Source organism: Pseudomonas sp. C7.1 (assembly GCF_056312395.1).
The window spans coordinates 2,641,018-2,653,122 of the sequence record NZ_JBWDTL010000003.1 but is presented as its reverse complement, the minus strand read 5'-3'; the positions used below and the strand labels follow the sequence as shown (position 1 = coordinate 2,653,122).

Annotated in this window: 12 protein-coding genes; 9 read left to right on the top strand and 3 right to left on the bottom strand. The window is 58.4% G+C overall.

The features are described from left to right. Positions 1-10: 10 nt before the first annotated feature. Entirely contained in the window at positions 11-811 is an 801-nt protein-coding gene (locus AC0T4W_RS15895; RefSeq protein WP_476320541.1) for a cytochrome C assembly family protein, read from the bottom strand. 212 nt (positions 812-1,023) lie between these two features. Between AC0T4W_RS15895 and ffh the strand changes: the two genes are divergently transcribed. The 5 genes from ffh to rplS all read left to right on the top strand — a co-directional run bounded on the left by ffh (position 1,024) and on the right by rplS (position 4,592). After that, positions 1,024-2,397, top strand: a complete 1,374-nt coding sequence (ffh, locus tag AC0T4W_RS15890) for a signal recognition particle protein (protein WP_476320539.1) — start codon at positions 1,024-1,026, stop codon at positions 2,395-2,397. 252 nt (positions 2,398-2,649) lie between these two features. Continuing rightward, positions 2,650-2,901 carry a 30S ribosomal protein S16 gene (gene rpsP / locus AC0T4W_RS15885; protein WP_090239277.1) on the top strand — a complete coding sequence of 84 codons (252 nt, stop codon included), beginning with the start codon at positions 2,650-2,652 and terminating at the stop codon, positions 2,899-2,901. 5 nt (positions 2,902-2,906) lie between these two features. Further along, positions 2,907-3,443, top strand: a complete 537-nt coding sequence (rimM, locus tag AC0T4W_RS15880) for a ribosome maturation factor RimM (protein ID WP_476320536.1) — start codon at positions 2,907-2,909, stop codon at positions 3,441-3,443. Between the two features lie 5 nt (positions 3,444-3,448). Beyond that, positions 3,449-4,201 carry a tRNA (guanosine(37)-N1)-methyltransferase TrmD gene (gene trmD / locus AC0T4W_RS15875; protein WP_476320533.1) on the top strand — a complete coding sequence of 251 codons (753 nt, stop codon included), beginning with the start codon at positions 3,449-3,451 and terminating at the stop codon, positions 4,199-4,201. Between the two features lie 40 nt (positions 4,202-4,241). Continuing rightward, positions 4,242-4,592 carry a 50S ribosomal protein L19 gene (rplS, locus tag AC0T4W_RS15870; protein WP_476320530.1) on the top strand — a complete coding sequence of 117 codons (351 nt, stop codon included), beginning with the start codon at positions 4,242-4,244 and terminating at the stop codon, positions 4,590-4,592. A 72-nt stretch (positions 4,593-4,664) separates the two neighbouring features. Here the strand turns inward: rplS and AC0T4W_RS15865 are convergent, their stop codons facing one another. After that, complete coding sequence (locus tag AC0T4W_RS15865; protein WP_476320528.1) at positions 4,665-5,339, bottom strand: hypothetical protein; 675 nt, start codon at positions 5,337-5,339, stop codon at positions 4,665-4,667. Positions 5,340-5,438: 99 nt separating this feature from the next. Next, complete coding sequence (locus tag AC0T4W_RS15860) at positions 5,439-7,262, bottom strand: cation:proton antiporter (RefSeq protein WP_476320526.1); 1,824 nt, start codon at positions 7,260-7,262, stop codon at positions 5,439-5,441. Between the two features lie 85 nt (positions 7,263-7,347). Here AC0T4W_RS15860 and xerD point away from each other — a divergent pair, with 85 nt between their 5' ends. The 4 genes from xerD (at position 7,348) to thrC (ending at position 11,957) form a co-directional block, all read left to right on the top strand. After that, positions 7,348-8,244: a site-specific tyrosine recombinase XerD gene (xerD, locus tag AC0T4W_RS15855; RefSeq protein ID WP_476320523.1), complete on the top strand. Its 897-nt coding sequence runs from the start codon at positions 7,348-7,350 to the stop codon at positions 8,242-8,244. 93 nt (positions 8,245-8,337) lie between these two features. Then, entirely contained in the window at positions 8,338-9,063 is a 726-nt protein-coding gene (gene dsbC / locus AC0T4W_RS15850; RefSeq protein ID WP_476320521.1) for a bifunctional protein-disulfide isomerase/oxidoreductase DsbC, read from the top strand. A gap of 112 nt (positions 9,064-9,175) precedes the next feature. Further along, a complete protein-coding gene (locus tag AC0T4W_RS15845) occupies positions 9,176-10,480 on the top strand; it encodes a homoserine dehydrogenase (protein ID WP_476320518.1) in 1,305 nt (434 codons plus the stop codon). A 67-nt stretch (positions 10,481-10,547) separates the two neighbouring features. Next, a complete protein-coding gene (gene thrC, locus AC0T4W_RS15840) occupies positions 10,548-11,957 on the top strand; it encodes a threonine synthase (RefSeq protein WP_476320515.1) in 1,410 nt (469 codons plus the stop codon). Positions 11,958-12,105: the final 148 nt, after the last annotated feature.

Here is a 12,105-nt window from a genome sequence, read left to right as displayed (position 1 = left end):
GGAAGGGGTCTCAGATATGCAGAATAAATTCGCGAACCAGCTTGCTGCCGAAGTAGGCCAGCATCAGCAGGCAAAAACCTGCCAGGGTCCAGCGAATGGCTTTGTGGCCACGCCAGCCGAGTTGATGGCGGCCCCACAACAGCACGGCAAATACCACCCAGGCAAAGCACGACAGGATGGTTTTGTGCGCCAGGTGCTGGGCGAACAGGTCGCTGATAAACAGCGCGCCAGATAGAAGCGAGAGCGACAGCAGTGCCCAGCCGGCCCAGAGGAAGCCAAACAGCAGGCTTTCCATGGTTTGCAGGGGCGGGAAGTTCTTGATCAGTCCGGATGGGTGCTTATGTTTGAGCTGATGGTCCTGCAATAACAGCAGCAGCGATTGAAAGACGGCAATGGTCAGCATGCCGTAAGCCGTGATCGAGAGCAGGATATGCGCCAGGATGCCGGGCGCCTCGTCGATGACCTGGGTGGTGCCGCTGGGCATAAATTGGGCGAGCAGCACGGTGACAAAGCCCAGTGGGAACAGCAGTAACAGCAGGTTTTCCACCGGGATTCGCGTGCAGGCTAGCAACGTCAGCAGAATTACGGCAGCAGCAATCAGGCTGGCGGCCTTGAAGAAGTCCAGTGATAGGCCACTGGCATCAAACATCTGCAGAAACAGGCTGCTACCGTGCAGCAGCAACGCCAGTGTGCCGAGTGCAATCAGCAGGTGCTTGTTGGATGTGCTGCGCTGTTGCAGGCGCAGGCCTTGATAGAGTGCGGCTCCGGCATAGAGGCAGGCAGCAGCGAGGCTGGGTAGCAGAGGGTGCATAAATCCTTGTCAGGCAAACCCGAAAGGCGACCAGTGTGGCATACAACCCGTGCGCCACGAAAGCGTTTGGCGGTGTTGGGGTTTCGTGTCTTGTGACGTTTCAGTGCCGGCGCGGTTGCGATGAAACGTCACCAGATCCGATTAGTCTTCGCTATAATCCGCGACCTGTTGCAAGCCCACCCTCGGCTCGACTGAGCCTGAAAGGAACGCGCATGTTCGAAAATCTGACTGACCGCCTCTCGCAGACCCTGCGAAATGTCACTGGCAAAGCCAAGCTGAGCGAAGACAACATCAAGGACACTCTGCGTGAAGTGCGCATGGCCTTGCTCGAGGCTGATGTCGCCTTACCAGTGGTCAAGGACTTCGTCAATAAGGTCAAGGATCGCGCGGTCGGCACCGAAGTGTCGAAAAGCCTGACCCCGGGCCAGGCGTTTGTGAAAATCGTTCGCGCCGAACTTGAAGAACTGATGGGCGCGGCCAACGAAGACCTCGCGCTGAATGCCGTGCCGCCAGCGGTGATTCTGATGGCCGGTCTGCAGGGCGCGGGCAAGACCACTACCGCCGGCAAACTGGCGCGCTTCCTTAAAGAGCGCAAGAAAAAGACCGTGATGGTGGTCTCTGCCGACGTTTATCGTCCGGCGGCGATTAAGCAGCTGGAAACCCTGGCCAGCGATATTGGCGTGACCTTCTTCCCCTCCGATCTTAGCCAAAAGCCGGTGGATATCGCTGAAGCGGCGATCAAGGAAGCCAAGCTCAAGTTTATTGATGTAGTGATCGTCGACACCGCTGGTCGCTTGGCCATCGATGCCGAGATGATGGCCGAGATCCAGGCGTTGCACGCGGCGATCAATCCGGTGGAAACCCTGTTTGTGGTCGACGCCATGACCGGCCAGGACGCGGCCAACACCGCCAAGGCCTTCAACGATGCGCTGCCGCTGACTGGTGTGGTGCTGACCAAGGTCGACGGTGATGCCCGTGGTGGTGCGGCACTGTCGGTGCGACATATCACCGGCAAGCCGATCAAGTTTATCGGTATGGGCGAGAAGACCGAGGCGCTGGAGCCCTTCCATCCGGACCGAATTGCCTCGCGTATCCTCGGCATGGGCGACGTACTCAGCCTGATCGAGCAGGCCGAACAGACCCTGGATCGTGAGAAGGCCGAGAAGCTCACCAAGAAGCTGAAGAAGGGCAAGGGCTTCGATCTCGAAGACTTCCGTGACCAGTTGCAGCAGATGAAAAATATGGGCGGCCTCGGCGGTCTGATGGACAAGCTGCCGCAGATGGGTGGCGTCAATCTGGCGCAGATGGGCAATGCCCAGGGCGCGGCGGAGAAGCAGTTCAAGCAGATGGAGGCGATCATCAACTCGATGACCCCTCAGGAGCGTCGCGACCCTGACGTGATCAGTGGGTCGCGCAAGCGCCGCATCGCCATGGGTTCCGGCACCCAGGTGCAAGACATTGGCCGCTTGATCAAGCAGCACAAGCAGATGCAGAAGATGATGAAGAAGTTCACGGCCAAAGGCGGTATGGCCAAGATGATGCGCGGTATGGGCGGGATGATGCCGGGCGGTATGCCGAAGATGTAAGAAGTTCGCGTCGGCAGCGATGTCGGCGTAGGCCACGCCGAAAGAGCGGGATGTGCACTAAATCCGCCTTTTGTGTGAGTCGATTGGCTGGTTTGCGCAGCGGTCATTTGGCAAGCCTTGATTGCACAGTCCTATGCGTCTGAAAAAGCCATTTGCAAAAATCCGGATATTCCTTAGAATATGCGGCCTTTCGGGCACCCATGCCCGCCGTGCATTTAGATTTGCAGCACCGACTACAGGAACTATGTTCACATGCTAACGATTCGTCTTGCCCTTGGCGGCTCCAAAAAGCGCCCGTTCTACAAAATCAACGTGACCGACAGCCGTAACCCACGCGACGGTTCGCACAAAGAAGAAATCGGTTTCTTCAACCCGATCGCTCGTGGTCAGGAAGTTCGTCTGTCCGTTAAGCAAGATCGCCTGGCCCATTGGCTGAGCGTTGGCGCACAGCCTTCTGATCGTGTTGCTCAGTTGTTGAAGGACGCTGCTAAGGCTGCGGCCTAAGCAATATGAGTGCGACGCCTGTTTCTACCGATGATTTGATCGTTATCGGCAAGATCTACTCTGTACATGGCGTTCGCGGTGAAGTGAAGGTGTATTCCTTTACCGATCCTGTTGCAAACCTGTTGCAGTACAAGTCCTGGACGCTTAGGCGCGAAGGCAATGTTAAACAGGTAGAGCTGGTCAGCGGACGCGGGAATGATAAATTCCTGGTCGCGAAGCTCAAGGGTCTTGATGATCGTGAAGAAGCGCGTCTTCTTGCGGGTTATGAGATCTGTGTGCCGCGCAACCTGTTCCCTGAATTAGCCGACGGCGAGTTCTACTGGTACCAGTTGGAAGGTCTCAAGGTTATTGATCAGGCAGGGCAATTGCTCGGCAAGATTGATCACCTGTTAGAAACCGGTGCCAACGATGTGATGGTGGTCAAACCCTGCACCGACAGCCTGGATGATCGTGAGCGCCTATTGCCCTATACCGAGCAATGCGTGTTGTCGATTGACCTGAGTGCTGGCGAAATGCGGGTCGACTGGGATGCGGACTTCTAAGCCTGATGCCAAATCTGCGCGTTGAAGTCATTACGCTGTTCCCGGAAATGTTTGCCGCTATCAGTGAATACGGCATTACCAGCCGAGCGGTGAAGCAGGGTTTGTTGCAATTGACCTGCTGGAATCCGCGTAGCTACACCACAGACCGTCACCACACCGTGGATGATCGGCCTTTTGGTGGTGGCCCCGGCATGGTGATGAAGATCAAGCCGCTTGAAGATGCTTTGCTTGACGCCAAGCACGCTGCAGGTGGTGCGGCCAAGGTAATTTACCTGTCGCCGCAAGGTCGCCAGCTGACGCAGTCAGCAGTACGCGAACTGGCTAACGTTGAGGCTTTAATCCTCATCGCAGGTCGCTACGAAGGCATTGATGAGCGCTTTATTGAAGCGCATGTCGATGAAGAATGGTCGATTGGGGACTACGTCCTGTCCGGCGGTGAGCTGCCGGCCATGGTGCTGATCGATGCGGTAACGCGCCTTTTGCCTGGTGCATTAGGTCATGCAGGCTCGGCCGAGGAGGACTCCTTTACGGATGGTCTACTCGACTGCCCGCACTACACTCGCCCGGAGGTGTATGCGGATAAACGTGTTCCCGAAGTGTTGCTTAGCGGCAACCACGAACACATCCGGCGCTGGCGTTTGCAGCAGTCCCTTGGTCGGACCTACGAACGCCGTGCCGATCTTCTGGAAAGCCGCTCGCTTTCTGGAGAAGAGAAGAAGCTGCTGGAGGAATACGTCCGCCAGCGGGACGATAGTTAATGTATCGATGACCGGCCAAGGCCAGTCTTAGGAGCGCAGCATGACCAACAAGATTATTCAGCAGATCGAAGCTGAGCAGATGGGCAAAGATATCCCTCCTTTTGCACCGGGCGACACCATTGTTGTCCAGGTTAAAGTGAAAGAAGGTGACCGTCAGCGTTTGCAGGCGTTCGAAGGCGTTGTAATCGCCAAGCGTAACCGTGGTCTGAACAGTGCTTTCACTGTGCGTAAGATCTCCAACGGTGTTGGCGTAGAGCGTACTTTCCAGACCTACAGCCCGCTGGTTGATAGCCTGGCCGTTAAGCGTCGCGGTGACGTGCGTAAAGCCAAGCTGTACTACCTGCGCGACCTGTCCGGTAAGGCAGCGCGTATCAAGGAAAAACTGGGCTAAGTCTCAGCTTCCCATTAAAAAAGCAGCCCTCGGGCTGCTTTTTTCGTTTCTGCGGTCTGAACCGTGTTGTGGCTAGTGCAGGCTGATCTTCAGCGAGGCTTGCGACAGGTCAATGTCGTGCAGGCTCAGGCTGCCAAAACTCTGGCCCTGGGGTGCTCCGGCGACGCGGATGTTGTCGAAACGTAATTCGCCAATCGAGCTGGGCAGGCGCACATTCACCGAGCCATCGGCATTGATCACTGAGGTCAGTTTGCTGGTGTCGTACTGCACGTCTTTCATTGAGGTTTCCGCCTCGAGGCTGTTCAGTACCGGCATCACCAGTTTGCTTAGTTGGCTAACGGTGACCATGCCATCACCGCTGCCGGCCTGGAGAAACAGGCCCTGTAGCACATCGTCCAGACCTTGGGCGCTGACATTACTCATTTCCATGTCGCTCAGCGGGCGCAGGCCGCGCGGTGTTTGTTCCTGGCTGATGGCGCTGGGTGCGTTTTTCGGGGCGTCGGCGCTGGCGATTTGGAAGGGGCTAAGCAGGGCGGCGACCAGGGTGGCGGCCAGGCGCAGGTTGTTCTGTTTGCTGAGTGCTTTTTTTAGCTGGCGTTCGGTAAGCCAACCTTGCTCGATTAGCGTTTCGCCCAGGCGTTTGTGGTTGGTCAGTTGCAGTTGAATAGCAGCATCCAGCTGGCTGCGATTAATCAATCCTTTGTTGATCAGAATCTGACCAAGGCGTGAATGCTGTTGGCTGGACATTGTGTGGGCCCATTGGTTGTAGTGGCGTGGTGCAATCATGGGCCGCAAATTAAGGTCTGTCACCCATCCAAGGATAGGGTGACGATCTGATGGTTCTTTCTATGGGGTTGCTGTCAGTGGGCTGCTTTGTTCCTCTTCAATTAAGGCAACCAAGATCCAGTTTGGGCCAGGCAACACCTCAAGTGGCTGGGTGGCGATGTGTATCCAGCCGCTTGGGTCGCAGGCGAGTAAAATAACGGCTCGGTCGCCATGCAGGTTCTGGTAAGCCTGCCAGTCAAATGTGCTGGTTAGGGTGGTGGTACGAACCTCAGCACCTTTGCTGAGACGGCTGGCGAATTGTGGGAAGCTCAGCGTGCGACTGCCTAGGGGGCGACCACGCACTGCATCGCGGCTGCGGTGTTTATCGCTGCGTCGGCTTTCTGTGCCGCTGGGCAGCGTGAAGCGGCGGCTGGCGGTAAAGTCGTGACGAAAGTGCATGCACGCCAGTGCGTTGAGTTCGCTGGACGGCGACAAAGCGAGCAGGTGGCCAAGGCCTACCAAATCCAGGTGTGCTTCGGCATCCTGGGAGGTGGGGTTGCCGAAGTAAGTGGGGAGTTTCTGCATGCGCGCGGCGCTGATATTTTCCCAACTGGAGTCGCACAGCAATACACGGTTGCCGAGCTCTTGTAGTGCGGTGCCGAGCGCGCGAGCAATAGGGTTGGCGCCGACGATCAGAAAGCCACTGGGAGCAGGTTCTGCCACTTTTAATAGTTTGGCCAGTGGGCGTGCGGTGGCGCTCTGCAGAACCACAGTGCCAATGATCACCGCAAAAGTAAGCGGCACCAGCAGTTCTGCGCCTTCATAGCCCAGCTCGCTCAAACGAGTGGCGAAAATAGCCGAGACGGCTGCAGCAACAATGCCACGCGGTGAGATCCAGGCCAGAAGAGCGCGCTCGCGCCAGTCAAGGCTAGAGCCGAAGGTGGACAGTGCGACATTGAGCGGGCGCGCGACGAACTGAATGATGGCCAGTAACACGAGTACCGCAGGGCCGAAGGCGAGCAGGGCGTTTAGGTCGAGCCGTGCGGCAAGCAGGATAAACAAGCCGGAAATCAGCAGAACACTGAGGTTCTCCTTGAAGTGCAGGATGTGGCGTACGTCGACGCCCTTCATATTGGCCAGCCACATACCCATCAGGGTGACGGCGAGCAGGCCGGACTCGTGCATAACCGCGTTGGAGGCAATGAAAGCTCCCAGTACGGTGGCTAATACCGCGAGGTTGTGCAGGTAGTCGGGCAGCCACTGACGCTTTAGCACTTGGCCCAGCCCCCAGCCGGCAGCGATCCCAAACACGCTGCCGCAGGCGATGACGCCAGCAAAGGTGCCCGTGCCGTGTTGCCAGCCATTACCTTCGTTACTGGCAATGATGAAGCTGTACACCACAACGGCGAGAAGCGCGCCGATGGGGTCAATCACGATCCCTTCCCAGCGCAAGATGTTGGCGATGGAGGCTTTCGGGCGGACGACGCGCAGCATCGGTACGATTACTGTTGGGCCTGTAACCAGTGTTAGCGTGCCGAGCAGCAGTGCCATTTCCCAGTTAAAGCCAAGCAGGTAGTGCGTGCTGACGGCGATCACCGCCCAGGTGGCCAGGGCGCCAATAGTCACCATGCGCCTGACCACGCTACCAATTTCGCGCCACTCCGACAGGTGCAGGGTCAGGCTGCCTTCGAACAGGATCAATGCAACGGCCATCGATACCACGGGGAATAGCAAATCACCGAATAGGGCTTGGGGGTCAAGCCAGCCGAATACGGGGCCTGCGAGGATTCCCGCGATCAGCAAAAACAGGATGGCCGGAAGGCGTAGACGCCAGGCCAGCCACTGGCAGGCGAATGCGCTGGCACCGATGGCGGCGAAGGCCAAAAGAATATGTTGTTCGTTCATCAAGGGTCCTTGCGAATGGGTACCTGGCCCTGCATGGTCAAGCTGTGAAAGACTAACCTGCTTTCAACTGCCGCCATAGTTTCGCATGCCCGCCATCGACCACCCCTTGATTGACCGTTTTGTTGAGGCCCTGTGGTTGGAAAAGGGCCTATCGGCCCACACTCGTGCCGCCTATCGCAGTGATCTGGCGCTGTTCAATGGTTGGCTGCAGGCGCGCGATGTACAGCTGCCGGATGCAGGGCGTGAGCTGATTCTCGATCACTTGGCCTGGCGCCTGAATGATGGCTACAAGGCGCGTTCCACTGCGCGCCTGCTCTCGGGTCTGCGCGGCTTTTACCGGTTTCTTTTGCGTGAACAGCTGATCAGTCGTGACCCAACCCTGCAGGTCGACATGCCGCAGCTGGGTCGACCGCTGCCCAAATCTCTGTCCGAGGCGGATGTTGAGGCCTTGCTCGCCGCTCCCGAGCTGGATGATCCGATTGGCTTGCGCGACCGGGCGATGCTTGAGGTGCTGTATGCCTGTGGCCTGCGTGTCAGTGAGTTGATCGGCCTGACCTTGGAGCAGGTCAATCTGCGTCAGGGCGTGTTGCGCGTCTTCGGCAAGGGCAGCAAGGAGCGTCTGGTGCCGCTGGGTGAGGAGGCGATTGCCTGGATCGAGCGTTACAGCAAGGAGGCGCGGCCCTTTCTGCTCGATGGCAAGCCCAGCGACGTGCTGTTTCCCAGCCTGCGTGGTGAGCAGATGACCCGGCAGACCTTCTGGTATCGCATCAAGCACCAGGCCAAGGTGGCGGGGATTGCCAAGAGCCTGTCACCGCACACCTTGCGCCATGCCTTTGCCACGCATTTGCTTAATCACGGCGCTGATTTGCGGGTGGTGCAGATGTTGCTGGGGCACAGTGATCTATCGACCACGCAGATCTATACCCACGTTGCCCGTGCGCGACTGCAGGAGTTGCATGCACAGCACCACCCGCGAGGCTGAGGGCGCCGTCCAGCCTGCGGTGGTCGGTCTGTGCGGGCTTCTATGATAGGCTTCGCTCATCTTTTGTTAGATCGTCTTCCGCTAGGAGTTTGTATGCGTTTTAACCGCATTGTTGTCGCGTTGGCCCTGGGTCTGGTTAGCAGCGTGGGCGTTGCTGCCGATGCTGATCAGGCTATCCGCAACTCTCTTAAGGCTATCGATCCGGCGCTGCCGATTGAGGCGATCGCCGAGAGCCCGATGCCTGGCGTCTATCAGGTCGAGCTGGCCGGCGGCCGGCAGTTGTACACCAGTGCCGATGGCCAGTTCTTGCTGCAGGGCTACCTGTTTCAGGTCAAGGACGGTAAGCCGGTGAACCTGACCGAGGCCGCCGAGAGCAAGGGTGTGGTCAAGCTGCTGGATGCCATTCCAGCCTCGGAAATGGTGGTGTTCGCGCCCAAGCAGCCAAAAACCCACATCACCGTATTTACCGACACCGATTGCGGCTACTGTCAGAAGCTGCATAGCGAAGTGCCTGAGCTCAATCGTCTGGGCGTTGAGGTGCGTTACCTGGCTTTCCCGCGTCAGGGTCTAGAAAGTGCTGCGGCCAAAGAGCTGTCGAATGTCTGGTGTGCCAAGGACCAGCAGGACGCCATGAACCGTGCAAAAAGCCGTCAAAGCGTGGCTGATGCGCAGTGCGACAGCCCGGTTGCCAAGCAGTACGCGTTGGGGCAGATGATCGGGGTCAGCGGTACACCGGCCATCGTTCTGGCCAACGGCAAGATCATCCCCGGCTATCAGCCAGCACCGCAGCTGGCGAAGATTGCCTTGGAATCCAAATGATCTGAGGCTCGCGCCTGATTGACTAATAAACAGCCGCTTCGTATGGTGCGGCTCTTTTCTACGGCCGGGGCTTGCTCCGGCCGTTTTACGCAGTGCAGATGGGGAGTTCAGTGTGAAACCGGTGAAAGTAGGCATCTGTGGGCTGGGTACCGTCGGTGGCGGTACGTTGAATGTACTCAAGCGAAATGCCGAGGAAATTACCCGGCGCGCAGGGCGCGGTATTGAAGTTGCCCAGATTGCTATTCGCTCGCCCAAGCCGCAGTACGATACGACCGGTATTAGCATGACCAGCGATGTGTTTGAGCTGGTGAACAACCCCGAGATCGATATCGTTATCGAGCTGATTGGTGGTTACACCCTGGCCAAGGACCTGGTGCTCAAGGCCATCGAAAACGGCAAGCATGTGGTCACCGCGAACAAGGCGCTGATCGCCGTGCACGGCAATGAAATCTTCGCCAAGGCCCGTGAGAAGGGCGTGATTGTTGCCTTTGAAGCAGCGGTAGCGGGCGGCATTCCAGTAATCAAGGCGATTCGCGAAGGCCTGGCGGCTAACCGTATTAACTGGCTGGCCGGCATCATCAACGGCACTGGCAACTTTATCCTCAGCGAGATGCGCGAGAAGGGCCGTACCTTTGATGACGTCCTGGCCGAGGCGCAGGCGCTGGGTTATGCCGAAGCCGATCCGACGTTCGACGTCGAAGGCATCGATGCTGCGCACAAGCTGACCATCCTTGCGTCCATCGCCTTTGGTATTCCGCTGCAGTTCGACAAGGCTTACACCGAAGGCATCACCAAGCTGACCACCGCTGATGTGAACTATGCCGAAGCGTTGGGCTACCGCATCAAGCACCTCGGCGTAGCGCGCCGCACAGATGCTGGCATCGAACTGCGCGTACACCCGACGCTGATACCGGCCGATCGCCTGATCGCCAACGTCAACGGTGTAATGAACGCGGTGATGGTCAACGGCGACGCCGCTGGCAGCACGTTGTTTTACGGCGCGGGTGCCGGTATGGAGCCAACTGCTTCCTCCGTGGTGGCCGATCTGGTCGACGTTGTCCGCGCCCTGACGGCTGATCCGACCAACCGCGTGCCGCACCTGGCTTTCCAGCCGGACTCGCTGTCCGATCACCCGATTCTGCCGATTGAAGCTTGTGAAAGCGCTTACTACCTGCGCATCCAGGCCAAAGATCATCCGGGCGTGCTGGCCCAGGTGGCGAGCATTCTGTCGGCACGTGGCATCAACATCGAGTCGATCATGCAGAAGGAAGTCGAGGAGCATGACGGCCTGGTGCCGATGATCCTGGTCACCCACCGCGTGGTCGAAGCGCAGATCAATGAGGCGATCAGCGCCCTTGAAGCGCTCGACGATGTGGTCGGCAGCGTTGTGCGTATCCGCGTCGAGCAGCTGAACTAATCCGCCTTTGGCCGCAGCGGCAACAGGCCGCTGCGGCTCTTAAAGATTCAACCGAAGGTTTGCCCCTATGCGCTATATCAGTACCCGCGGCCAGGCACCGGCCCTGAATTTCGAAGACGTGCTGCTCGCCGGCCTGGCCAATGATGGCGGCCTCTATGTGCCAGAAAACCTGCCGCGCTTTACCCAGGAAGAAATCGCCTCCTGGGCTGGCCTGCCGTACCACGAGCTGGCCTTCCGGGTGATGCGCCCATTCGTCACCGGCAGCATCCCGGATGCGGATTTCAAGAAGATTCTTGAGGAGACCTACGGCGTATTTGCCCACAACGCAGTGGCGCCATTGCGTCAGCTGAATGGCAATGAGTGGGTGTTGGAGCTGTTCCACGGCCCGACCCTGGCCTTCAAGGATTTCGCCCTGCAGCTGCTCGGCCGTTTGCTCGACTACGTGCTGGCCAAGCGCAACGAGCGCGTGGTGATCATGGGTGCGACCTCCGGCGATACCGGCTCGGCCGCCATTGAGGGCTGCAAGGCCTGCGGCAACGTCGACATCTTTATCATGCACCCGCACAACCGCGTGTCCGAGGTGCAGCGCCGGCAGATGACCACCATCCTCGGCGATAACATCCATAACATCGCCATCGAAGGCAACTTCGATGACTGCCAGGAAATGGTCAAGGACAGCTTCGCAGATCAGGGCTTTCTCAAGGGCACGCGCCTGGTGGCGGTCAACTCGATCAACTGGGCGCGGATCATGGCCCAGATCGTTTACTACTTCCATGCAGCCCTGCAGCTCGGCGGGCCGGCGCGCTCCATCGCGTTCTCGGTGCCAACCGGCAACTTCGGCGATATCTTTGCCGGTTACTTGGCGCGCAATATGGGCCTGCCGATCAGTCAGCTGATCGTCGCGACCAATCGCAATGACATCCTGCACCGCTTTATGAGCGGCAATCAGTATGTGAAGGACACCCTGCACCCGACGCTGTCGCCGTCCATGGACATCATGGTGTCGTCGAACTTCGAGCGTCTGCTGTTCGACCTGCACGGTCGTAACGGCGCGGCGATTGCTGAACTGATGGCCAACTTCAAGCAGGGCGGCGGCTTCAGCGTCGATCAGGATCGCTGGACCGAAGCGCGCAAGCTGTTCGACTCGCTGGCAGTGGATGATGTACAGACCTGCGAAACCATCACCGAGGTATTTAACGAGTGCGGCGAGCTGCTTGATCCGCATACCGCCATCGGCGTGCGTGCTGCCCGTGAATGCCGTCGTAGCTTGACGACGCCGATGGTCATCCTCGGTACAGCCCATCCAGTCAAGTTCCCCGAGGCTGTCGAGAAGGCCGGTGTAGGTCAGGCTCCGGCGTTGCCGGCACACCTGGCGGACCTGTTTGAGCGCGAAGAGCGCTTCACGGTATTGGCCAATGACCTGAAAACCGTACAGAGTTTTGTGGCTCAACACGGTAATCGCGGTGAGCCGCTTTAAGCTTGGCGCTGGTCGATAAAGCCGGTACCCGCAAGGGCCGGCTTTTTTTGCGGCTATGCTCTGTATGGGCAAGATCAGCGGGTGCCCCGCATTGCAACGTGCTTCACCAGCGACGCTACACGCTGCTCTAGGGGTGTGTTGTCTTGCA